Below are 21,561 nucleotides of genomic sequence, written 5' to 3'. Positions count from 1 at the left end.
GATGTCTTCCCCTAAAGTTTTGTTCGGCTTTCATGCCGTGGGCGTGCGCCTCAAGACGGCACCGGACTCCATCATCGAAATCTACATCGACCCGAACCGACGCGACGCGCGGATGCGGCAATTCATCGAACGCGCCAAGGAAGCCGGCGCCCGGCTCATCGAGGCCGACGGTCTGCGCATTGCCAAACTGGCCGGCAGCCATGGGCATCAGGGGGTGGCGGCACGCGTGCAACCGGTGGCCCAGGCCCGTTCCCTCGACGACTTGCTGGACCAACTGGAGCAGGGCACAGAGGCGCCTTTGCTGCTCGTGCTCGACGGCGTGACCGATCCGCACAACCTCGGCGCTTGCCTGCGTGTGGCCGATGGCGCTGGCGCGCATGCCGTGATTGCGCCCAAAGACCATGCCTGCGGCATCAACGCCACCGTGGCCAAGGTGGCCAGTGGCGCTGCCGAGACGGTGCCTTACTTCATGGTCACCAATCTGGCGCGCACCCTCAACGAACTCAAGGAGCGCCACATCTGGGTCATTGGCACCAGCGATGACGCGCCCAAGACGCTGTACCAGGTCGATCTCCGGGGTCCGGTGGCGCTGGTGCTCGGGGCCGAAGGGCCGGGGATGCGTCAGCTCACGCGCAAAACCTGCGACGAATTGGTCAGCATCCCCATGCGCGGCGCGGTGGAGAGCCTCAACGTGTCGGTGGCCAGCGCGGTTTGCCTGTACGAGGCCCTGCGCCAGCGCTCCTGACGGGTTCACACCACCCCTATGGCCCCTAGCATGCCTCCAGCAGCGATGAGTGCCAACAGATGTACCCGGGTTTTCCAGACGATCAGCGTGGTCAGCGCCGTCAGCAGCCACAGCCGCCAATGCTCGGTCGGTGAGGGGTGGGCAGCGCTCAGCAGCCAGCCGGTGGCCAGCAGCAAGGCAATCACCACGGGCGCCATTCCCTGCTTGAACGCTTTCACGCCGCGGCGCTCGCGGTTGCGGTGAGCCCATTGCGTGACCACATAGGTCAACGTGGACGAGGGGATCAGGATGGCCGTCATGGCCACCACCACCCCTGCCATTCCCCAACCCCAGGCGGTCGCCCCAGCGGCAGCACCCCCCGCCGCATTGAGGCCCACGTTCCAGCCCAGTAGCGCCACGAACAGCAGATTGGGGCCGGGAGCTGCTTGTGCCAGCGCGATGGAGGCAGTGAACTGGGCATCTGTCAGCCATTGCTGCTGGCTGACCAGATAGCGGTGCATTTCAGGCGCTGTGGTGATGGCGCCCCCCACGGCCAGCAATGACAGCACCGTGAAATGCAGAAACAGATTCAGCCAGTCGCCAGGCAGCAGCGTGATGCTCACGATCGCCACTCCTGCCGGCCGAGCCGACGCCACGCCCATACGCAGCCCAGCCCGCCGAGCACCAGCAGTACCCATGCCAGTGGCACCCGCAGCCAGGCAATGGCGACGAAAGTGGCAGCGGCCAGGGCGATGCATGCCGACATGCCCATGACGTTGCCCCGCAAGCTTCCCACGAGCCGCAAGCCGGTGGCCATGATCAGCCCGGCTGCCACAGCGCCCATTCCGCGCAGAGCGCCTTGCGCCGTGGGCGCGTCGGCCACCGTGGAAAAGGCAATCGCCATGATCAGCACCACCAGCAGCGGTGCCGTCAGCATGCCGGCCAGGGCAGCCAGTGCTCCGCTGAGTCCGAAGTGTCTTCCGCCGATCATCAACGACAGGTTCACCACGTTGGGGCCAGGCAGCGTCTGGGCCACGGCCCAGTCCTCGATAAACTGCGTCGGTGTCAGCCAGCGTTTTTTCTCGACCAGTTCCCGCTGGATGATGGCAATCACGCCGCCAAACCCTTGCAGGGCAATGGCCGAGAACGACAGAAACAGATCCCAGCGCGAAGCGGGCCGGTTCGGCGCATCAGGCTGCATCGCTCAGACCGTCATCCCGCCGCAGACTTCGATGACCGCGCCATTGATGTAGCTGGCCTCGTCGCTGGCGAGGAAGGCATACACATTGGCCACTTCCTCGGGCTTGCCCAACCGCTTCAAAGGCACTTTGTGCTCCATCTCTTGCAGCACTTTCTGCGGGATGGTGCGCAGGATCGGCGTGTCCACGAAACCCGGCGCCACGGCATTGACCCGCACCCCTTTGGGGCCGAGTTCTCGGCTCCAGGTCTTGGTAAAACCGATGACGCCGAACTTGGTGGCGGCATAGTTCGTCTGGCCAAAATTGCCATAGATGCCCACCACGCTGGAGGCGTTGAGAATCACCCCGCTGCCTTGGGCGACCATGATGTCGGCGACCGCCTGGCTGCAATGGAACACGCCCCGCAAGTTGACGTCGATGACGCGGTCAAATTGCTCCTGGGTCATTTTTTGCAGACGCGCATCCTGGGTGATGCCGGCGTTGTTGACCAGCACGTCGATGCGGCCAAAGCGTTCCAGCACCTGCCGCACGACCGCGTCCACCATGGGGCGCTGGGTCACGTCCATCACGCAACCCAGCGCCGTCGCGCCCAGGGCCTCGCAGCGTCGCGCCACCGCATCGACCGCCGGCTGGCGCACATCGCAGACGATTACCGTGGCCCCTTCGGTCGCGAATTTCAGGGCTGTGGCTTCGCCTATGCCTTGACCGGCGCCGGTGATCAGGCCGATTTTTCCTTCGAGTCGTTTCATAGGGGGGAACCTGTCGTGGTGGAAAGTGATGAATCTTAACGGTCTGCGCCGGGGGCGTGGGCGCAGGCCGAACAGGTGGGCAAAGGGTAAATCCTGCTGCGCTCTGTCTGGGCAGGCTTCTACAATGTGAGCCACCATCATCGATTCCATGGGCAGTCGCCGTATCGCTTGCCCGTTCACACAGGAGTTGGCCCCGTGCAGAAACCAGAGGCCGAGGCAGCGGCCGCCCCCGGCAAGTCCGTTCGCGTCATCAAAAAATACCCCAACCGCCGCCTCTACGACACCGATTCGTCCTCCTACATCACGCTGGCCGAAGTCAAGGCGCTGGTGATGCGGGGTGAGCCTTTCGTCGTTCGAGATGCCAAGACGGGCGACGACCTCACCCGCAGCATACTGTTGCAGATCATCCTGGAGGAAGAAACCGCCGGCGTGCCATTGTTTTCTGAAAGCATGCTGGCCAACATCATCCGCTTCTACGGCCATGCCATGCAGGGCTACATGGGCTCCTACCTCGAAAAGAACCTGCAACTCTTCATGGACTTTCAGAAATCCATGACCGACCCGTCCAAAGGATGGACACCGGAGCTCTGGCAGCAATTCATGGGGATGCAGGCCCAGGTGATGCCGGGCATGAACGCCTTTGCCCAGATGCAGGAAAAGATGTGGGAGGCCATGGGCGTCAAGCGCAACTGAGAACTCGTCGCAGGCGCTGGAGCGCGGGGCGCCGACCTGAGACAATCGGGGCCCATGAGCGACACCATCACCCCTGCCACGCCCGCCGCCCCCAAGGTGGGCTTCGTCAGCCTGGGCTGTCCCAAGGCCCTGACGGACTCCGAACTCATCCTCACGCAACTCAGCGCCGAGGGCTATCAGACCAGCAAGACTTTCGAAGGCGCCGATCTGGTCATCGTGAACACGTGCGGCTTCATTGACGAAGCGGTCAAGGAAAGCCTGGACACGATCGGCGAAGCGTTGGCCGAAAACGGCAAGGTGATCGTGACCGGCTGCCTGGGGGCCCGACAAGACGATGCCGGACAGAACATGGTGCGCAGCATCCACCCGTCGGTGCTTGCCGTCACCGGGCCGCACGCCACCCACGAGGTGATGGAAGCGGTCCACCGCCACCTGCCCAAGCCGCACGATCCATTCGTCGATCTCGTGCCCCCGCAAGGCATCAAGCTCACCCCGCGCCACTACGCCTACCTCAAGATCAGCGAGGGTTGCAACCATCGATGCACCTTCTGCATCATCCCGTCCATGCGGGGCGATCTGGTCAGCCGGCCGGTGGGCGATGTGCTGACCGAAGCCCGCAAGCTGTTCGAAGCGGGCGTCAAGGAACTGCTGGTGGTCAGTCAAGACACGTCGGCCTACGGCGTGGACGTGAGGTACCGCACCGGCTTCTGGGATGGTAAGCCCGTCAAGACCCGGATGTTCGACCTGGTTCGCGCCTTGGGCGAGCTGGCGCGGGCGCACGGCGCTTGGGTGCGTTTGCACTACGTGTATCCCTATCCGCATGTGGACGAGATCGTTCCGCTGATGGCCGAAGGCCTGGTGCTGCCGTACCTGGACGTGCCTTTTCAGCACAGCCACCCCGAGGTGCTGCGCCGCATGAAGCGGCCGGCCAGCGGCGAGAAGAACCTGGAGCGCATCCAGCGCTGGCGCGAACTGTGCCCGGAAATCGTGGTGCGCAGCACCTTTATCGCCGGCTTTCCCGGGGAAACGGAGGACGAGTTCCTGCACCTGCTGGACTTTGTGCGCGAGGCGCAGATCGACCGCGCCGGCTGCTTTGCTTACTCCCCGGTGGAGGGGGCGGCGGCCAATGCGCTGCCCGGTGCATTGCCCGATGCGGTGCGGCAGGAGCGCCAGGTACGCTTCATGGCGGTGGCCGAGCAGGTGTCGGCCCAGCGGCTGGCACGCCGCGTGGGAGCCACCATGCAAGTGCTGGTGGACCAGGCCAACGGCCTGGGCAAGAAGGGCGGGCTGGGCCGCAGCTACGCCGATGCGCCCGAGATCGACGGCGTGGTTCGCCTGCTGCCGCCAGAAAAAGCGAGCAAGACCTACAAGGTCGGCGACTTCATCAAGGCCCGCATCGTGGCCGCCGAAGGACACGACCTCGTGGGTCTGCCGGTCTGAAAACGACAAAGGCCTGCAATGCAGGCCTCGATCATCTGGTGCCCAGGAGAGGACTCGAACCTCCACGCCTCGCGGCGCTAGTACCTGAAACTAGTGCGTCTACCAATTCCGCCACCTGGGCTTTCAGGAAGACCGCTACTATAGCACGATCTGCCCCGTCTTTTGGGGGTTGGTCATGGCAAACATCACTCGCGCGGGTGGCAAGCGCTGTGTGCAGCGCAAGGTGCGTAACCCAAGAAAAAAGCCCGCAGACATGAAATCTGCAGGCTTTACTCTTTATGATTGGTGCCCAAGAGAGGACTCGAACCTCCACGCCTCGCGGCGCTAGTACCTGAAACTAGTGCGTCTACCAATTCCGCCACCTGGGCTTTCAGATAAGCTGAAAGTATAGCATGTCTGATGCCTTGTTGGCGAGTTTCCAGGCTTTTGAGTGAAAGAAAAAAACCAGAATCTGCTGTTGTCCGAATTTGAAGGCGTGGTGCATGGCCATCGCGACGGGCACGGCTTCGTGGTCCGTGACGACGGACAGCCCGACCTCTACCTGCCCCCCAACGAAATGCGGGCCGTCTTGCACAAGGACCGGGTCAAGGCCCGCGTCGTTCGATACGACCGGCGTGGGCGGCCCGAGGGGCGGGTGACCGAAATCATCGAACGCTCCAGCGCCCCCATCATCGGCCGGCTGCTGCAAGAAAGCGGCGTGTGGCTGGTGGCCCCCGAAGACAAGCGCTACGGTCAGGATGTCCTCATCCCGCGTGGGGCCACGGGTTCGGCCAAGCCCGGCCAGGTGGTCGTGGTGGAATTGACCGAGCCGCCGGCGCTCTATGGCCAGCCGGTGGGGCGGGTCAAGGAGGTGTTGGGCGACATCGACGACCCGGGCATGGAAATCGAGATCGCGGTGCGCAAGTACGGGGTGCCGCACGAGTTTTCCGAGGCGGCGCTGGCGCAGGCACGCGCGCTGCCCGACAAGGTGCGCCCATCCGATAAGCGTGGCCGCGTGGATCTGACGGATGTGCCCCTGGTCACCATCGATGGCGAGGATGCGCGTGATTTCGATGACGCCGTCTATTGCGAGCCGGCTCGGGTGGGGCGGGGCAAAGGCTGGCGGCTCGTGGTGGCCATCGCGGACGTGAGCCACTATGTGGAAACCGGCTCGGCGCTCGATGTGGACGCCTATGACCGGGCCACGAGCGTGTATTTTCCGCGCCGCGTCATCCCCATGCTGCCGGAAAAGCTCTCCAACGGGCTGTGCTCGCTCAACCCCGAGGTCGAGCGCCTGTGCATGGTCTGCGATATGCTCATCAATGCCAAGGGCGACATTCACGCCTACCAGTTCTACCCTGGCGTGATGTTCAGCCATGGCCGCCTGACCTACACCGAGGTGGCCGCCATTTTGCAGAACACCCGCGGGCCCGAGGCGCAGCAACGCCAAGCCCTGGTGCCGCACCTGCTCAACCTGCACGATGTCTATCGCGCGCTGCTGGCGGCGCGTGAGCGGCGGGGCGCGGTGGATTTCGAGACGGTGGAGACGCAGATCGTCTGTGACGAGGCGGGGCGCATCGAGCGCATCGTGCCGCGCACGCGCAACGACGCCCACAAGCTCATCGAAGAAGCGATGCTGGCGGCCAATGTGTGCGCGGCCGAATTCATCGCGCAGAGCCGACACTTCGGCCTGTTCCGGGTGCATGAAGGCCCCACGCCCGAGAAACTGGAAGTCTTGCGCCAGTACCTCAAGGCCCTGGGGGTGTCCCAGTCCCTGCCCGACGAGCCTCGACCCAAGGACTTCCAGCAACTCGCCCACGCCACCGAGGACAGGCCTGATGCCCAGCAGATCCACCAGATGCTGCTGCGCTCCATGCAACAAGCCATCTACACGCCGCACAACAGCGGCCATTTCGGGTTGGCGTTCGAGGCCTACACCCATTTCACCAGCCCCATCCGGCGTTACCCCGATCTGCTCGTGCACCGGGTGATCAAAGCCATCCTCCAGGAACGCAAATACCACCTGCCGGCTTTGCCGACGCCCGGCGAAGCCCATGCCAAGCTCTCCAAGCGTCTGGCAGCCAAGGGGCCTTCCGCGGCCGAACAGGCCCATCGGAGCAAGGTGGCTAGCGGCCGCGCTCACGCCGAAATGCTGGGCTGGGAGGCCGCCGGACTCCACTGCAGCGCCAACGAACGCCGCGCCGACGAGGCCAGCCGTGACGTGGAAGCCTGGCTCAAGTGCAAATACATGCGCGAGCGCCTGGGCGAGGAGTTCAGCGGCATCGTCACCGCCGTCACCAGCTTCGGCCTGTTCGTGACGCTGGACAGTCTCTACGTGGAGGGCCTGGTTCACATCACGGAACTCGGTGGCGAATATTTTCGCTACGATGAGGCCCGGCAGGAACTGCGCGGTGAGCGCACCGGCATCCGCTACACCTTGGGCTCCAAGGTGCATGTGCAGGTCAGCCGGGTCGATCTGGACGGGCGCCGGGTGGATTTCCGGCTCGTTCGCCCGGACGAGGAGGTGCTGGCGCGTGCCTTGCGCGACAAGCATGGCGACGAGCCCGATGGCCCCAGCCGTGCCCGCGCCGGGCGAGCCAAGTCCGCCCAAGGTGGGGCACAATACCCGCAGAAGCGGGCCCCAGGCGCCAAAGCGGGTTCCAAGCGGATCGCTTCCTCCGATGCGCCCCGGTCTGTGCGAGGGGGCGGCAAATCGAAAAAAGGCAAGCGCTGAGATGCATGTTCTGCTGTTTCTGCTCAATACGCTGTTTTTCTTCTTGGTGGGCGCGGCGCTCCTCCGGGGCTGGATGAACACGCGCCGCATGCGCATGACGCAGCAGCCCGGGCTCTTCGTCATGGCCATCACGGACTGGATCGTCCAACCCCTGCGCAAGACGCTGCCCCGTGCCTGGGCGCAGGCCAATACCGACTGGGGCAGCTTTCTGGCGGCGGTGATGCTGGCCTTGGCTTACTCGGCCATCCTCCACGCTTTCTCTGGGGGGCATCTGGCTGGGGTGCAGAACCTGGGCTTCGTGATCACGGTGCCCTTTCTGGCGGTGATGTTTCTGATTCGCACGGTGTTGCAGGGCCTGATGCTGCTGGCCCTGGTCTATGCCGTGCTGTCATGGATTCAGCCGCATTCACCGATCCAGAACGTGCTGTCGCGCCTGCTCGATCCCGTGTTGGCGCCGATCCGTCGCGTCATTCCCTTGGTGGGCGGGGTGGATCTGTCAGTGCTGGTGCTCATCATTCTGTTGCAGGTCGGCCTGCTGGTGATCGCTTGATCCGCCTTGGCCGAGGCAGGCCGGCATGTCACCGGCGCACAGGGTGAGGCGGTTGGCGGGCCAGGTGTCGGCCACGCGCCCGTGGGCATAGACGGCATCGGCGACCAGGGCTTGCAGCGCGGCCGGGTCGATGGGTGAACGGGTTGGCGCGAGGCAGAGCCGCGCCCCGATCAAGCCCGCCAGCACGTCACCCGTGCCGGCCGTGGCCAGCAGTCCGTTGCCGCTGGCGTTGATGCGCGGCGGCAGACCCGGTGCCGCGGTGATGCTGCCCGAGCCTTTGAGCACCACCACGCAGCGCCATGTATCGGCGAGTGTCTGCGCGGCCCGGAGGCGGTCGCGTTGCACCTGCATCGTGTCGGTGCCCAGCAGACGGGCCGCTTCCAGGGGATGTGGCGTCAGCACGGTGTGCAAGCCCGCTTCGGCGCGACGGGCCAGCGCCTGCTGCCACCGTGGCTCGCGGGCGATGGCGTTGAGGGCGTCGGCATCCAGCACGAGCCGGGGGCTGTGTGTCAGCAAGTCCGGCAACACGGCGGCCAGCGCTTGGCCGCCACCGCAGCCGCACACGCTGACGCTGTCGGGTTCCCGGGCGAGATCCCGTAACTGCGTGGCGCTGCGCAGCATGAGTTCTGGTTGCAGGGGATCGAAAGCGGGCCATGCCGCGCCCGTGGCATCCGGCCCGGGCAGCAGCCCGACATATACCCGCCCGGCGCCCGCGTGCAAGCCCGCGCGAGCGGCCAGCACTGCGGCGCCGGTCATGCCGGGTTGACGCGCATCGGGCAACTGCCCGCCCACGATGAGCAGGTTCCCGTGCCGGCCTTTATGCGCGCCGTGCTGCCAGCGCCGGGGAGCCTCGGCCAGGACCGTCTGACCATGCAGCCAGGCGGCGGGTGGGGGCGCTTCGGCGTCGGGCAAGGAGGTGTCCAGATCGTCGAACCACAGGTGCCCGGCGGCCTCACGCCCTTGGCCGGTGAACAGGCCGGGCTTGAGGGTGAGCAGTGCCAGCGTGTGCCGCTGCGGGTTGGCTTGTAGCGGGGTCGGGGCCAGCCATTCGCCCCGGTCGGCGTCCAGCCCGCTGGGCAGATCGACGCAGAGCACGGGGCCGGATCGCTCCTGCAAATGCGCGATCCAGCGCAGCGCCTCGCCATGGGGGGGGCGGCGCAGGCCGATGCCAAACAGCGCATCGATGGCCAGATCGGTTTGTGGCGGCGGCTCGTCCGTCCAGCGCAGGCCGCTGCCGCGGGCCACGCCCAGTGCGTGGCGGGCATCGGGTGGCAGGCGGTCTTCGCTGCCCAGCCAGGTCACGGCGACTTCGCCGCCGATGGGCTGCAAGCGCTGCTGCCATCGCACGGCGGCCAGCAGGCCATCGCCCCCGTTGTTGCCGCCCCCGCACACCACCCAGACCCGCCGCGCATGCGGCGCGATGGCCGCGCCCAGTCGATAGACGGCTTCGCCGGCCCGCTGCATCAAGGCATGTGGGGGCAGCCTGTCTTGCGCCCGGGCTTCCCAGGCACGCGTGGCGGCAACGTCGTGCAGCGGCGCGTGAGGTGAGGGCTGGTGGGCGATGCGTCGCAATGACATGGGTGCTATAATTTTTAGGTTTTGCCGTCGGCTGGCTTCGGGTCGGGCGGCTGGCCAAACAAAAAATCGCAAACCAGTCCGTCCGGGTGTTGGCGCCAGTGCATGCATTGTGGCGGCAATCTGGGCTGGATTTAAGCCCTAACCTTTGGAAAGCAATACCATGTCCATTTCCATGCGCGAAATGCTGGAAGCCGGTGTCCACTTCGGTCACCAGACCCGCTTCTGGAACCCCAAGATGGCCCCCTACATCTTCGGTCATCGCAACAAGATTCACATCGTCAATCTGGAAAAAACCCTCCCGATGTTCGAGGAGGCTTGCAAATTCGTGCGCCAGTTGACGGCCAATGGCGGCACCGTGCTGATGGTGGGCACCAAGCGCCAGTCGCGTGACATCGTGGCGCAGGAGGCCCGTCGCGCTGGCGTGCCTTATGTCGAGCAGCGCTGGCTCGGCGGCATGCTGACCAATTTCAAGACCGTCAAGACCTCTATCAAGCGCCTCAAAGACATGCAGGCCCAAAAAGAAGCCGGCCTGGAGAACATGTCCAAGAAGGAGCAGCTCAACTTCAACCGCCAGCTCGAAAAGCTGGAGAAGGACATCGGCGGCATTCAAGACATGAACGCCTTGCCGGATGCCATTTTCGTGATCGATGTGGGCTACCACAAGATTGCCGTCGCCGAGGCGCAGAAGCTGGGCATTCCCCTGATCGGTGTGGTGGATACCAACCACTCGCCCGTTGGCATCGACTATGTCATCCCTGGCAACGATGACTCGGCCAAAGCCGTGGCGCTGTACGCCCGCGGCATTGCCGACGCCATCCTGGAAGGCCGCGCCAACGCCGTCAACAACGTGGTGCAAGCCGCGCAGACCGCTGCCGCCGACGAGTTCGTCGAGGTCAAGGACCCCGCCTGAGGCTGGCTGCCCGTGGTTCACAAGGGGCGCTGAGCCCCTTTTTTGTCACCGGGCTTTCATCAAGACATCGCAATCTGGCCCCCAGGGGCCTGAACTGGAGAACACAATGGCTGCAATCACCGCAAGCATGGTCGCCGAACTGCGCGCCAAGACCGACGCCCCCATGATGGAGTGCAAGAAGGCCCTGACCGAGGCCGAAGGCAACATGGAAAAAGCCGAGGAGATCCTGCGCGTCAAGCTGGGCAACAAAGCCGGCAAGGCCGCCAGCCGCATCACCGCCGAAGGCGTGGTCGCGTCCTGCATCGAAGGCAACACCGGCGCGCTGGTGGAAGTCAACTGCGAAACCGACTTTGTGTCCAAAAACGATCTGTTCCTGGCTTTCTGCAACCAGGTGGCCTCGCTGATCGTCAAGCACAACCCGGCCGACGTGGCCGCGCTGTCCGAGCTGCCCCTGTCCATGGAAGGCTTTGGTCCCACCGTGGAAGAGGTGCGCAAGGGCCTGATCGGCAAGATCGGCGAAAACATGACCATTCGCCGCTTCAAGCGCTACAGTGGCGGTGGCCAACTGGCGGCTTACCTGCATGGCGTGCGCATCGGCGTGATGGTGGAGTTCGACGGTGACGCTGCGGCCGCCAAAGACACCGCGATGCACATCGCCGCCATGAAGCCCGTGGCCCTCTCGGGCGCCGACGTGCCGGCCGACCTGATTGCCAAGGAGCGTTCCGTGGCCGAGCAGAAAGCCGCCGAGTCCGGCAAGCCGGCCGACATCGTGGCCAAGATGGTGGAAGGCTCCGTGCAGAAATACCTCAAAGAGGTTGCGCTGCTGGATCAGGTGTTCGTCAAGGCCGCCGACGGCAAGCAGACCGTGGGCGCCTATCTGAAATCGGCCAACACCACCGTCAAGGGCTTCACGCTCTACGTGGTGGGCGAAGGCATCGAGAAGAAGCAGGACGACTTCGCCGCCGAAGTGGCTGCCCAGGTGGCCGCGGCCAAGAGCGCCTGATCGCCCGCGTGGGGTCTGTGCCGACCATCGGCGCGGGCCCTGACGTTGGCCCACATGGACACGGCCGGCCCTGCAGAGGGTCGGCCGTTGTCACACCCAAGCCCCTACAATCACCGCACCACACACCGCACGCCCCGCTTATGCCAGCCCACCAACGCATCCTCTTGAAACTCTCCGGCGAAGCCCTGATGGGCGACGACGCTTTCGGCATCAACCGCGCCACCATCGTGCGCATCGTCGAGGAAGTGGCGGAGGTCACGCGCCTCGGGGTGCAGGTGGCGATCGTCATTGGTGGCGGCAACATCTTCCGCGGCGTGGCGGGTGGTTCGGTCGGCATGGATCGGGCCACGGCCGACTACATGGGCATGTTGGCCACCGTCATGAACTCGCTGGCGCTGGGCGATGCGATGGAGCGCGCCGGGGTCACGGCCCGGGTCATGTCGGCGATTGCCATCGAGCAGGTGGTCGAGCCTTACGTGCGCCCCAAGGCCCTGCAATATCTGGAGGAGGGCAAGGTGGTGATTTTCGCGGCCGGCACCGGCAATCCCTTCTTCACCACCGACACGGCCGCTGCGCTGCGTGGTGCAGAGATTGGCGCCGAAATCGTGCTCAAGGCCACCAAGGTCGATGGGGTGTATACCGCCGATCCGAAGAAGGATGCCAGCGCCAAGCGCTATCAGTCCATCAGCTTCGACGAGGCCATGGCCCGGCAGCTCCAGGTGATGGACGCCACCGCCTTTGCCCTGTGCCGCGACCAGAACCTGCCGGTTCGCGTGTTCAGCATCTTCAAGCCCGGGGCGCTGCGCCGCGTGGTGATGGGTGAGGACGAAGGGACGCTGGTGCACGTCTGAGCTTCACACGGTGTATGCTCAGGGGTTGCCCCGAACAAGCCGCAGCGCCCGTGCCGTGCGGCGCTGCCAAGAGGTTGAGACCATGCAGATTCCAGACATCAAGAAAAACGCCGAACACAAGATGAATGCCTCGCTGGAGGCGCTCAAGGCCAATCTGGCCAAGGTGCGCACCGGGCGCGCCAACCCGGCTTTGCTGGATACCGTGCACGTGGAGTACTACGGGTCCATGCTGCCCCTGTCGCAAGTGGCCAATCTGTCGCTGCTGGATGCCCGCACCATCGGCGTGGCGCCGTGGGAAAAAGGCATGGGTGCCAAAATCGAGAAAGCCATCCGCGAATCGGACCTGGGGCTGAATCCCGCGTCCCAGGGCGATTTGATCCGGGTGCCGATTCCGCCCATGACCGAGGAGCGCCGCCGCGAACTGACCAAGGTGGTCAAGAACGAGGGCGAGCAGGCCAAAATCGCGATCCGCAACCTGCGCCGCGACGCCAACGAGCAGGTCAAGAAGCTGGTCAAGGACAAGTTGGCGTCCGAAGACGATGAGCGCCGCGCCCAGGACGACATTCAAAAGCTGACCGACCGCATGATTGCCGAAGTGGACAAGATCGTCGCGGCCAAAGAGCAGGACATCATGGCCATCTGACCGACAGGTCGGCGTGGTCCGTTTCATGGGTGTCGATTCCCGCACCGATTCGGTGCCTCACCATGTGGCCATCGTCATGGATGGCAACGGTCGCTGGGCGCAGCAGCGAATGCTGCCGCGGCTGGCCGGCCACCGGCAAGGGCTGGACAAGCTGCGCGAAGTCGTGCGTTGGAGCATCGAAGCCGGCGTGCGCGTGCTGACGGTTTTTGCCTTTTCCTCGGAGAACTGGCGTCGGCCGGCCGATGAGGTCTCGGGGCTGATGGGGCTGCTGGCCCGGGCTTTGGACCGGGAAGTGCCCGAATTGCTGCGGGCAGGGGTGCGGCTGCACTTTCCTGGCGACCGGCAGGCGCTGGCGGCCACCTTGCGGCGCAGCCTGGAGGCCGCCGAGGCCCAGACCGCCAGCAACGACCGGCTGGTGCTCAATGTCTGCTTCAACTACGGTGGCCGCTGGGACATCGTGCAGGCGGCGCAGGCGCTGGCGCAGCGTGGCGAGCCGATCACCGAGGCGTCGCTGTCGGCCTCGCTGGTGCTGGCGCATGTGCCCGACCCCGATCTGGTCATTCGCACCGGTTGCGAGCAGCGCATCAGCAACTTCCTGATCTGGCAGATGGCCTACAGCGAACTGTATTTTTCCGACGCGCTGTGGCCAGCCTTCAGTCGCGAGGCCTACTTTCAGGCGCTGGATGACTATGCCCGTCGCCAGCGGCGGTTTGGGCGCACGGCCGAACAGGTGGCGTCTGCCCGCCAGGAGACGGTCTGAGGCCGCGGCGATGCTCAAGCAACGTGTGATCACCGCCGTGGTGCTGCTGGCGCTGTTGCTGCCGGCGCTGTTCTATCCTTCGCCCGAGCCGTTTTGCGCCCTGACGCTGCTGTTGATCGTGGGCGCGGGCTGGGAATGGGGGCGGCTCAATGGCTGCGCCGAGGGACAAGCGCGTGTGGCCGGTGCGTTGCTGGGCGGCGTGCTGGCGCTGATCTGGTGGCATTTTGGGCTGGATGCCGACAGCCGCTGGCTGTGGCCCTGGGCAGCCGGGCTGTGGCTGCTGCTGGCACCGTGGTTGCTGTACCGTGGTGTGGCAGGCTGGCCGCAGGTGCCGCGCGCCTTGCGCCTGGGGCTGGGCTGGGTGCTGATTGGCGTGGCCTGGTGGGCGATGGCTCAGGCGCGGGTGGCTGGTGTGGCCATGCTGCTGAGCATACTGCTGCTGGTTTGGGTGGCCGACATCGCGGCGTATTTCGGCGGCAAAGCCTTCGGGCGCCGCAAGCTGGCGCCGGCCATCAGCCCGGGCAAGAGCTGGGAAGGCGCATACAGCGGCGCGGTGGGGGTGCTGCTTCTGGCTGTGGCCTGGCTGGCGTTGGCCCCGGCCGATGGGCCGGCCCACCTCTATACGGCCTTGTGGCGCTGGGGGCCGGTGCTGGCCCCGGTGTTGTTGGTGCTGCTGGTGGCGATGAGCGTGGTGGGGGATTTGGTGGAGTCCCTGGTCAAGCGCAGCGCCGGCGCGAAGGATTCCAGCCGGTTGCTGCCCGGGCATGGCGGCGTGCTCGACCGGGTGGATGCTTTGCTTCCCGTGTTGCCCTTGGCCATGTGGGTCGTGACGGCTTGAGGATCTGGGGATGACTGTGCAGTGGCTGACCGTGCTGGGGTCCACCGGCTCCATCGGTACCAACACGCTGGATGTGGTGGCTCGCCATCCACAGCGGTTTCGCGTGTTTGCGCTGACGGCCTCGCGCCAAGTGGATGTGCTGGCACGGCAGTGTCGGCAATTCCGGCCCCGCTATGCGGTGATTGGCCCGGCCCACGAGCAGGCCTTACGCGAGGCGCTCCATGCCCTCGGGGTCCAGGAGACCGAAGTGTTGAGCGGGCCGCAGGCTTTGTGCGACGTGGCCACCGCCCCCGAGGTGGACGCTGTGATGGCCGCCATCGTGGGCGCTGCCGGTCTGGCGCCTTGCGCCGCGGCTGCCCGCGCGGGCAAAAAACTGCTGCTGGCCAATAAAGAAGCGCTGGTGGTCGGGGGCGACTGGTTCATGCGGGCCGTCCACCAAGGCGGCGGCCGATTGCTGCCCATCGACAGCGAGCACTCCGCCGTTTTCCAGTCGCTGCCCGAAGATGCCCAGACCTGGCCAGATCGGGTGGAAAAGCTGATTCTGACCGCATCCGGCGGCCCCTTTCGCACCTGGGCGCCTGAGCACCTGTCGGCCGTGACGCCGCAGCAAGCGTGCGCGCACCCCAACTGGGTGATGGGGCGCAAGATTTCCGTGGATTCGGCCACCATGATGAACAAGGCGCTGGAGGTCATCGAGGCGCATTACCTGTTTGGCTTCGCGCCCGAATGCATCGAGGTGGTGATCCATCCGCAAAGCGTCATCCATTCGATGGTGCAATACCGCGACCGCTCCGTGGTGGCGCAACTGGGCACGCCCGACATGCGGGTGCCCATTGCCTACGGGCTGAGCTGGCCAGACCGTATGGCCTCCGGCGCCGAGCCGCTCGATTTCCGGACCTTGGGGGCGCTGACGTTCGAGGCCCCGGAGCGCGCGCGCTTTCCCGGCCTGTTCCTGGCCTGGCAGGCGCTGGGCGAGGCGCCCGGTGCCACGGCCGTGCTCAATGCCGCCAACGAGGTGGCGGTGGAGGCGTTTCTGGAGGGACGCTTGCGCTTTGACCGCATTCACGCCGTCAATGAGGCAACTTTGAGCCGACTGCGCCCTCCAAAGCTCGATGGTCTGGAAGACCTGATGGCGCTGGACGCCGAGGCGCGTGCGCAGGCAGCGCAGCAGGTCCGGCGGTGGCAGCAATGAGATGAGTGTCGATCCATGATGACGGTGCTGGCCTTTGTGGTGGCCCTGGGGCTGCTGATCGCGGTGCACGAGTACGGCCACTATCGCGTGGCGGTGGCTTGCGGCGTGAAGGTGCTGCGCTTTTCCATCGGCTTTGGCAAGCCGCTGTGGCGCTGGCAGTCTCCGCGCAGCGGCACGGAGTTCGTCATCGGCGCGTTGCCGCTGGGCGGCTACGTGCGCATGCTCGACGAGCGCGAAGGTCCTGTGGCCGCCGAGGAGCGGCACCGGGCTTTCAACCACCAACCGCTATGGGCACGCACCGCCATCGTGGCGGCCGGGCCGCTGGCCAACCTGCTTTTGGCGGTGCTGCTGTATGCGCTGGTGTCTTGGATAGGGGTGCAAGAGCCCCGCGCCGTGCTGTCCAGCCCGCCGCCGGCCTCGCTGGCCGAGCGGGCCGGGGTGCGCGGGGGCGAGTGGGTGCTGTCGATGGGCGTCGGGGCCCAGGCACCGGTGACGGTGGCGTCTTTCGAGACGCTGCGCTGGCAACTCACTCGCGCGGCCTTGACCCAGCAGGACGTGCGCCTCTGGGTGGCCGATGGACCCGACCAGCCTTCCCGCGAAGTGTGGCTGCCGCTGACCGAATTGTCGGTGCGCGATGCGGACGCGGCGTTGTTGCAACGCATCGGGGTGGTCGCGCCCTGGACGGCGCCGGTCGTGGGGGAGTTGTTGCCAGGCGGTGCGGCCGAAGCCGCAGGGCTGCGCCCGGGCGACCTGGTGCTGCGCGTGGATGACCGGCCGGTGCCGGACGGCCAGGATTTGCGCATGCGCATCCGCGAGGCGGTGAGCGCGCAAGGTCAGGCCCAAACGCAGCGTTGGCAGGTCGAGCGCGAAGGCCGCCTGCTGGAGATCGAGGTGACGCCGCGCCCCGAGCGGGTGGGCGATGCCTGGGTCGGGCGCGTGGGGGCCTATATCGGCGCGGCGCCAGAGATGGTCACCGTCTCATCCGGCGTGTGGGAGGGGCTGTGGAAAGGCGTCGAGCGCACCTGGGAGGTCGCGGCGCTGTCGCTGCGCATGCTCTACCGCATGCTGGTGGGGGAGGCGTCGCTGAAGAACCTGAGCGGGCCGTTGACGATTGCCGACTACGCTGGCAAGTCGGCCAGCATGGGGCTGACCGCCTACATCCTGTTTCTGGCGCTCATCAGCGTCAGCCTCGGGGTGCTCAACCTGCTGCCGCTGCCCGTCCTCGACGGTGGGCACCTGATGTATTATCTGTGGGAGGCAGTGACCGGGCGTCCCGTGTCGGACGTGTGGATGGAGCGCCTGCAACGCGGCGGAATGGTGGTGTTGCTGGGGCTCATGTCACTGGCCATGTTCAACGACGTCGCCCGCTTGCTGGGCTGAAATTCCTGCTTTTCATGAAACACAAGCATTCGCGCTTGCGCCGCGTCGCCTGGGGCGTGCTGATCTCCACACTGGCGGCGCTGCCGGCCTGGGCCGTCGATCCGTTCACGCTGCGGGACATCCGCGTCGAGGGCCTGCAACGGGTCGAGCCGGGCACGGTGTTTGCCTCCTTGCCGTTCCGCGTGGGCGACACGTATTCCGATGAGCAAGGCTCGGCCGCCATCCGCGCCCTGTTCGGGCTGGGCCTGTTTTCCGATGTGCGCCTGCAAATCGATGGCGATGTGCTGGTGGTGATCGTGGAAGAGCGCCCCACCGTGGCCGACATCACCTTCTCGGGGGTGCGCGAGTTCGACAACGACGTGCTGCGCCGCGCCCTGCGCGATGTGGGCCTGACCGAAGGCCGGCCCTTCGACCGCGCCCTGGCCGACCGGGCCGAGCAGGAACTCAAGCGCCAGTACCTCAACCGCAGCATGTATGCGGCCACCGTCACCACCACGGTCACGCCGATCGAGCGCAACCGCGTGAATCTGAACTTCAGCGTGGTCGAAGGCGATGTGGCCAAGATCCGGGACATCCGCATCGTCGGCAATCAAGCGTTCAGCGAGTCCACGCTGCGCGGCCTGTTCGACCTCAACACCGGCGGTTGGCTGAGCTGGTACACCAAGTCCGACCGCTACTCCCGCGCCAAGCTCAACGCCGACCTGGAGACGCTGCGCTCGTTCTACCTCACCCGCGGCTTTCTGGAGTTCAGCATCGACTCCACCCAGGTGTCCATCACTCCCGGCAAGGACGAGATGGCCATCACCATCAACATCACCGAAGGCAAGCGCTACGTGGTCTCGGGGGTGCGACTGGAAGGGGATTTCCTGGGCAAGGAGGAGGAGTTCCAGTCGCTCGTGCGCATCCGCGCCGGGCAGGCCTACAACGCCGAGGATGTGGCCGAGACCGTTCGCGCCTTCACCGACTACTTTGGCAGCTTCGGCTTTGCCTTCGCCCGGGTGGACGTTCAGCCCGAGATCGACCGCGAGCAATCGCAGGTGGCGCTGGTGCTGCGGGCTGAGCCGTCGCGGCGGGCCTATGTGCGCCGCATCAACGTCGAGGGCAACAACCGCACCCGCGACGAAGTGATCCGGCGCGAATTCCGTCAGCTGGAAGCCTCCTGGTACGACAGTGACCGCATCCGCCTGTCCCGCGACCGGGTGGACCGTCTGGGCTTTTTCACCCAAGTCACCATCGATACCCAGGAAGTGCCCGACGCTCCCGATCAGGTGGATCTGGTCGTGCGGGTAGAGGAAAAGCCCACCGGCAACCTGTCCATCGGCGCCGGCTACTCCCAGTCCGAAAAGCTCTCGTTCGTCGCCGGCATCCAGCAGGAAAACGTGTTCGGCAGCGGGAACTACCTGGGCCTCAACCTCAACACCAGCAAGTTCAACAAGCAGTTCGTGCTCAGCACGGTGAATCCGTACTTCACCGCCGACGGGATCTCCCGCTCGCTCGACCTGTATTACCGCACCACCCGGCCGCTGTCGGAACAGGAAGGGGATTACCGCCTCGTCACGCCGGGGGCCAGCATCCGTTTCGGCGTGCCGTTCACCGAGACGGATACCGTTTTCTTCGGCATCGGTGCCGAGCAGACCCGCATCGAGCCCGGCAATGGGCTGCCGCTGGCTTACCAGCAGTTCATCGATGATTTTGGCCGTTCGGCCACTTCCATCCCCCTGACCGTGGGCTGGGCCCGCGATACGCGCGACAGCGCGCTCGTGCCCACCCAGGGCCGCCTGATGCGCTTCAATGGCGAACTCGGCGTGGCTGGCGACACCCGTTACACCAAGTTCAGCGGGCAGTTCCAGCAGTACATCCCCTTGTCCAAGCAATACACTCTGGCCTTCAATGCCGAGGCGGGCTGGGGCAAGGGGCTGGGCGGCAAGCCGTTCCCGCTGTTCAAGAACTTCTACGGCGGTGGCTTGGGCTCGGTGCGCGGCTTCGAGCAAGGCACGCTGGGTGGGCGCAGCGGATTGGTGAACGACCCGAACACCATTTCCTACATCGGTGGCTCGCGCATGGTGCTGCTCAACACCGAAATCATCACCCCCTTCCCCGGCGCGGGCAACGACCGCACATTGCGCATGTTCGGTTTCTTCGACATCGGCAACGTCTCTGACGACTTCCAGAACAGCAGCAAGCTGTCCGACCTGCGGGCCTCGGCCGGCATCGGCATCAGTTGGATTTCGCCCGTGGGGCCGCTTAGAATCGCCTATGCCCGGCCGGTGCGCAAGTTCGCCAACGACAAGCCTCAAAGCATTCAATTCCAGATTGGAACTTCTTTCTGATGAAATCGATTTCTCGTGATGTGATTCGCCGTGGTCTGACGGTGCTGGTGCTGAGCGTGGCGGCAGCCACCGCCATGGCGCAGGAATTCAAGATCGGGTTTGTCAATACCGATCGCATTTTCCGCGACTCCGCCGCGGCCAAGGCGGCCCAAGCCAAGCTGGAACAGGAGTTTTCCCGGCGCGAGCGGGAACTCGAAAATCTACGCAACCAGTTGCGGGCCGCTTCGGAAAAATTCGAGCGCGAGGCGCCCACCCTGTCTGAGTCGCAGCGCACGCAGCGCCAGCGCCAGCTCGTGGACATGGACCGTGACTTCCAGCGCCGCAGCCGCGAGTTCCAGGAGGATCTGAACCTGCGCAAGAACGAGGAGCTTCAGCAGGTGCTGGAGCGTGCCAACCGGGTCATTCGACAGATTGCCGAAGCCGAAAAGTACGACCTCATCATCCAGGAAGCGGTGTACATCAATCCCAAGCACGACATCACCGACCGCGTGATCAACGGCTTGAACAATGGCCGCTAAAAGGCTCTGACTGCGCTCGTGACCACCACGCTGGCCGACATCCACGCCGCCTTGGGCGGCGTTTTGCATGGTGATGCTGCCCTGCCGATACACCGCATTGCGTCGTTGGCGAAAGCGGGTCCGCAGGACGTGTCCTTCATCTCGCATGCCCGCTATGCCAGCCAGTTGGCCAGCACCCAGGCGGGCGCGTTGATCGTGCCGCCGGCCCTGGCGGAGCCGGCTCGGGCCCGCGGGGCCTGCATCGTGGCCGATGACCCTTATCTCTATTTCGCCCGCCTGACCCAATGGTGGCGGGCGCGGCAGCGCCAAGCCGTCGATGCGCCGGCCATTCATCCCTCGGCCTGGGTGGATCCGCGTGCCCGTCTGGGCGTCGGGGTGGAGGTGGGGCCTTTCGCCGTGATCGAGGCCGAGGCCGAGATCGGTGACGGCGCCGTCATCGGGGCCCACGGCGTGGTGCAGCGCCGTGCGCGTGTCGGGGCGGGCACCCGCCTGGCGGCCCATGTCGTGCTGGGCCATGACTGTGTGCTGGGGCGGCGCTGCATTGTGCATGCCGGGGTGGTGATTGGCGCCGACGGCTTTGGCTTTGCCCCACACCAAGGGCAGTGGGTGAAAATCGAGCAGTTGGGCGCGGTCCAGATCGGCGACGATGTGGAAATCGGCGCCAACACCTGCATCGACCGCGGCGCCCTGGACGACACCGTCATCGAGGACGGCGTCAAGCTCGACAACCTGATCCAGATCGGCCACAACGTCCACATCGGGCGCCACACGGCCATGGCTGGTTGCGTGGGCGTGGCCGGCAGCGCTCGCATCGGCGCGCATTGCACGGTGGGGGGCGGCGCGGTCATCCTGGGCCATTTGACGCTGGCCGATCATGTCCACATCTCTGCCGCGTCGGTGGTGATGCGCTCGATCCTGCAGCCGGGGCAGTACAGCGGCGTTTTCCCCATCGACGACAATAAGAGCTGGGAAAAGAACGCGGCCACGCTGCGCCAGTTGCACCGGCTGCGCGAACGGCTCAAAGCTTTGGAAAACCGATCATGATGGACATTCACCAAATTCTCAAACAACTGCCGCACCGTTACCCCTTCCTGCTGGTGGATCGGGTGCTTGAGGTAGACAAAGGCAAGTCCATCAAGGCGCTGAAAAACGTCAGCATGAACGAGCCGCAGTTCACGGGGCACTTTCCGCATCGGCCGGTGTTTCCGGGCGTGCTGATGCTCGAAGCCATGGCGCAGACGGCGGCGTTGCTGGCCTTCGACACCCTGGGCGTGACGCCCGATGACAAGACGGTGTACTACTTTGCCGGCATCGACGGCGCGCGGTTCAAGCGTCCGGTGGAGCCGGGGGACCAACTGGTCATGGACGTGACGCTGGAGCGCATGAAGGCCGGCATCTTCAAGTTCAAAGGCGTGACCCGCGTGGGCGACGAGGTGGCTTGCGAAGCCGAGCTCATGTGCACCATGCGTACCATCGCCTGAAGGCGCTCA

21 protein-coding genes and 2 tRNA genes are annotated in these 21,561 nt (G+C 65.4%); 17 read left to right on the top strand and 6 right to left on the bottom strand.

Going from position 1 to position 21,561, the window contains the following annotated elements; genetic code table 11:
* Position 1 precedes the first annotated feature (1 nt).
* Positions 2-745, top strand: a complete 744-nt coding sequence (gene rlmB, locus DFR43_RS05490) for a 23S rRNA (guanosine(2251)-2'-O)-methyltransferase RlmB (protein ID WP_133596459.1) — start codon at positions 2-4, stop codon at positions 743-745.
* A 5-nt stretch (positions 746-750) separates the two neighbouring features.
* Here rlmB and DFR43_RS05485 read toward each other — a convergent pair whose 3' ends face one another.
* Genes DFR43_RS05485 through fabG form a run of 3 tightly spaced genes read right to left on the bottom strand, consistent with a single transcriptional unit; the run spans position 751 to position 2,672 of the window.
* Positions 751-1,386, bottom strand: a complete 636-nt coding sequence (locus tag DFR43_RS05485; protein ID WP_133596457.1) for a chromate transporter — start codon at positions 1,384-1,386, stop codon at positions 751-753.
* Complete coding sequence (locus tag DFR43_RS05480) at positions 1,344-1,925, bottom strand: chromate transporter (protein ID WP_133596455.1); 582 nt, start codon at positions 1,923-1,925, stop codon at positions 1,344-1,346. Before DFR43_RS05480 ends, DFR43_RS05485 begins: the two co-directional genes overlap by 43 nt.
* A 3-nt stretch (positions 1,926-1,928) precedes the next feature.
* Positions 1,929-2,672, bottom strand: coding sequence for a 3-oxoacyl-ACP reductase FabG (gene fabG, locus DFR43_RS05475; RefSeq protein WP_133596453.1), 744 nt, complete (start codon positions 2,670-2,672; stop codon positions 1,929-1,931).
* Positions 2,673-2,867: 195 nt separating this feature from the next.
* Here fabG and phaR point away from each other — a divergent pair, with 195 nt between their 5' ends.
* Positions 2,868-3,365 carry a polyhydroxyalkanoate synthesis repressor PhaR gene (phaR, locus tag DFR43_RS05470; RefSeq protein ID WP_133596450.1) on the top strand — a complete coding sequence of 166 codons (498 nt, stop codon included), beginning with the start codon at positions 2,868-2,870 and terminating at the stop codon, positions 3,363-3,365.
* A 54-nt stretch (positions 3,366-3,419) separates the two neighbouring features.
* Entirely contained in the window at positions 3,420-4,805 is a 1,386-nt protein-coding gene (gene rimO / locus DFR43_RS05465) for a 30S ribosomal protein S12 methylthiotransferase RimO (protein ID WP_133596440.1), read from the top strand.
* A 36-nt stretch (positions 4,806-4,841) separates the two neighbouring features.
* Here rimO and DFR43_RS05460 read toward each other — a convergent pair.
* Together DFR43_RS05460 and DFR43_RS05455 are read right to left on the bottom strand one after the other, a co-directional pair.
* A tRNA-Leu gene (locus DFR43_RS05460) sits at positions 4,842-4,926 on the bottom strand.
* 162 nt (positions 4,927-5,088) lie between these two features.
* Positions 5,089-5,173 (bottom strand) — tRNA-Leu (locus tag DFR43_RS05455).
* Between the two features lie 86 nt (positions 5,174-5,259).
* On the opposite strand from DFR43_RS05455, the gene rnr reads away from it, so the two are divergent.
* Together rnr and DFR43_RS05445 are read left to right on the top strand one after the other, a co-directional pair.
* Positions 5,260-7,518, top strand: coding sequence for a ribonuclease R (gene rnr, locus DFR43_RS05450; protein ID WP_211338610.1), 2,259 nt, complete (start codon positions 5,260-5,262; stop codon positions 7,516-7,518).
* A 1-nt stretch (position 7,519) separates the two neighbouring features.
* Positions 7,520-8,068, top strand: a complete 549-nt coding sequence (locus DFR43_RS05445; protein ID WP_133596434.1) for a YggT family protein — start codon at positions 7,520-7,522, stop codon at positions 8,066-8,068.
* On the opposite strand, the gene DFR43_RS05440 is transcribed toward DFR43_RS05445, so the two are convergent.
* The gene (locus DFR43_RS05440) at positions 8,015-9,646 is read right to left on the bottom strand and encodes an NAD(P)H-hydrate dehydratase (RefSeq protein WP_133596432.1); all 1,632 of its coding nucleotides are present in this window, start codon (positions 9,644-9,646) and stop codon (positions 8,015-8,017) included. The genes DFR43_RS05445 and DFR43_RS05440 overlap by 54 nt on opposite strands.
* Positions 9,647-9,806: 160 nt before the next feature.
* Between DFR43_RS05440 and rpsB the strand changes: the two genes are divergently transcribed.
* The 12 genes from rpsB (at position 9,807) to fabZ (ending at position 21,552) form a co-directional block, all read left to right on the top strand.
* Positions 9,807-10,556 (top strand): 30S ribosomal protein S2, encoded by a 750-nt coding sequence (gene rpsB / locus DFR43_RS05435; protein ID WP_133596430.1) that lies wholly within the window; start codon positions 9,807-9,809, stop codon positions 10,554-10,556.
* Between the two features lie 106 nt (positions 10,557-10,662).
* Positions 10,663-11,559: a translation elongation factor Ts gene (gene tsf, locus DFR43_RS05430; RefSeq protein WP_133596428.1), complete on the top strand. Its 897-nt coding sequence runs from the start codon at positions 10,663-10,665 to the stop codon at positions 11,557-11,559.
* A 140-nt stretch (positions 11,560-11,699) separates the two neighbouring features.
* Entirely contained in the window at positions 11,700-12,410 is a 711-nt protein-coding gene (gene pyrH / locus DFR43_RS05425; RefSeq protein ID WP_133596425.1) for a UMP kinase, read from the top strand.
* Between the two features lie 82 nt (positions 12,411-12,492).
* Positions 12,493-13,053 (top strand): ribosome recycling factor, encoded by a 561-nt coding sequence (gene frr / locus DFR43_RS05420; protein ID WP_133596423.1) that lies wholly within the window; start codon positions 12,493-12,495, stop codon positions 13,051-13,053.
* 25 nt (positions 13,054-13,078) lie between these two features.
* Positions 13,079-13,813 (top strand): polyprenyl diphosphate synthase, encoded by a 735-nt coding sequence (uppS, locus tag DFR43_RS05415; protein ID WP_133596421.1) that lies wholly within the window; start codon positions 13,079-13,081, stop codon positions 13,811-13,813.
* A 10-nt stretch (positions 13,814-13,823) separates the two neighbouring features.
* The gene (locus DFR43_RS05410; RefSeq protein WP_133596419.1) at positions 13,824-14,651 is read left to right on the top strand and encodes a phosphatidate cytidylyltransferase; all 828 of its coding nucleotides are present in this window, start codon (positions 13,824-13,826) and stop codon (positions 14,649-14,651) included.
* 10 nt (positions 14,652-14,661) lie between these two features.
* Positions 14,662-15,843: a 1-deoxy-D-xylulose-5-phosphate reductoisomerase gene (dxr, locus tag DFR43_RS05405; protein ID WP_133596417.1), complete on the top strand. Its 1,182-nt coding sequence runs from the start codon at positions 14,662-14,664 to the stop codon at positions 15,841-15,843.
* A 15-nt stretch (positions 15,844-15,858) separates the two neighbouring features.
* Positions 15,859-17,223 carry an RIP metalloprotease RseP gene (gene rseP, locus DFR43_RS05400; RefSeq protein WP_133596415.1) on the top strand — a complete coding sequence of 455 codons (1,365 nt, stop codon included), beginning with the start codon at positions 15,859-15,861 and terminating at the stop codon, positions 17,221-17,223.
* Between the two features lie 14 nt (positions 17,224-17,237).
* On the top strand, positions 17,238-19,553 hold the full coding sequence (gene bamA, locus DFR43_RS05395; protein ID WP_133596413.1) for an outer membrane protein assembly factor BamA: 2,316 nt from the start codon (positions 17,238-17,240) through the stop codon (positions 19,551-19,553).
* Positions 19,553-20,071, top strand: a complete 519-nt coding sequence (locus DFR43_RS05390; protein ID WP_133596410.1) for an OmpH/Skp family outer membrane protein — start codon at positions 19,553-19,555, stop codon at positions 20,069-20,071. The genes bamA and DFR43_RS05390 overlap by 1 nt, the downstream gene beginning before the upstream one ends.
* An 18-nt stretch (positions 20,072-20,089) precedes the next feature.
* Positions 20,090-21,115 carry a UDP-3-O-(3-hydroxymyristoyl)glucosamine N-acyltransferase gene (lpxD, locus tag DFR43_RS05385; protein ID WP_133596408.1) on the top strand — a complete coding sequence of 342 codons (1,026 nt, stop codon included), beginning with the start codon at positions 20,090-20,092 and terminating at the stop codon, positions 21,113-21,115.
* Positions 21,112-21,552: a 3-hydroxyacyl-ACP dehydratase FabZ gene (fabZ, locus tag DFR43_RS05380; RefSeq protein ID WP_133596405.1), complete on the top strand. Its 441-nt coding sequence runs from the start codon at positions 21,112-21,114 to the stop codon at positions 21,550-21,552. Before lpxD ends, fabZ begins: the two co-directional genes overlap by 4 nt.
* The last annotated feature ends 9 nt before the right edge of the window (positions 21,553-21,561 follow it).

Source organism: Tepidicella xavieri, from assembly GCF_004363315.1.
GTDB lineage: Bacteria > Pseudomonadota > Gammaproteobacteria > Burkholderiales > Burkholderiaceae_C > Tepidicella > Tepidicella xavieri.
The sequence above is the reverse complement of the archived record's forward strand: the minus strand, read 5'-3'. Positions and strand labels throughout refer to the sequence as shown.

What these genes read in the sequence shown, in the direction of transcription:
- DFR43_RS05440 (WP_133596432.1), bottom strand. Translation starts at nt 9,646, where the DNA reads ATGTCATTGCGACGCATCGCCCACCAGCCCTCACCTCACGCGCCGCTG.
- DFR43_RS05480 (WP_133596455.1), bottom strand. Translation starts at nt 1,925, where the DNA reads ATGCAGCCTGATGCGCCGAACCGGCCCGCTTCGCGCTGGGATCTGTTT.
- fabZ (WP_133596405.1), top strand. Translation starts at nt 21,112, where the DNA reads ATGATGGACATTCACCAAATTCTCAAACAACTGCCGCACCGTTACCCC.
- rimO (WP_133596440.1), top strand. Translation starts at nt 3,420, where the DNA reads ATGAGCGACACCATCACCCCTGCCACGCCCGCCGCCCCCAAGGTGGGC.
- bamA (WP_133596413.1), top strand. Translation starts at nt 17,238, where the DNA reads ATGAAACACAAGCATTCGCGCTTGCGCCGCGTCGCCTGGGGCGTGCTG.
- dxr (WP_133596417.1), top strand. Translation starts at nt 14,662, where the DNA reads ATGACTGTGCAGTGGCTGACCGTGCTGGGGTCCACCGGCTCCATCGGT.
- fabG (WP_133596453.1), bottom strand. Translation starts at nt 2,672, where the DNA reads ATGAAACGACTCGAAGGAAAAATCGGCCTGATCACCGGCGCCGGTCAA.
- rlmB (WP_133596459.1), top strand. Translation starts at nt 2, where the DNA reads ATGTCTTCCCCTAAAGTTTTGTTCGGCTTTCATGCCGTGGGCGTGCGC.
- DFR43_RS05410 (WP_133596419.1), top strand. Translation starts at nt 13,824, where the DNA reads ATGCTCAAGCAACGTGTGATCACCGCCGTGGTGCTGCTGGCGCTGTTG.
- pyrH (WP_133596425.1), top strand. Translation starts at nt 11,700, where the DNA reads ATGCCAGCCCACCAACGCATCCTCTTGAAACTCTCCGGCGAAGCCCTG.
- rseP (WP_133596415.1), top strand. Translation starts at nt 15,859, where the DNA reads ATGATGACGGTGCTGGCCTTTGTGGTGGCCCTGGGGCTGCTGATCGCG.
- DFR43_RS05485 (WP_133596457.1), bottom strand. Translation starts at nt 1,386, where the DNA reads ATGGGCGTGGCGTCGGCTCGGCCGGCAGGAGTGGCGATCGTGAGCATC.
- frr (WP_133596423.1), top strand. Translation starts at nt 12,493, where the DNA reads ATGCAGATTCCAGACATCAAGAAAAACGCCGAACACAAGATGAATGCC.
- DFR43_RS05390 (WP_133596410.1), top strand. Translation starts at nt 19,553, where the DNA reads ATGAAATCGATTTCTCGTGATGTGATTCGCCGTGGTCTGACGGTGCTG.
- rpsB (WP_133596430.1), top strand. Translation starts at nt 9,807, where the DNA reads ATGTCCATTTCCATGCGCGAAATGCTGGAAGCCGGTGTCCACTTCGGT.
- DFR43_RS05445 (WP_133596434.1), top strand. Translation starts at nt 7,520, where the DNA reads ATGCATGTTCTGCTGTTTCTGCTCAATACGCTGTTTTTCTTCTTGGTG.
- tsf (WP_133596428.1), top strand. Translation starts at nt 10,663, where the DNA reads ATGGCTGCAATCACCGCAAGCATGGTCGCCGAACTGCGCGCCAAGACC.
- uppS (WP_133596421.1), top strand. Translation starts at nt 13,079, where the DNA reads ATGGGTGTCGATTCCCGCACCGATTCGGTGCCTCACCATGTGGCCATC.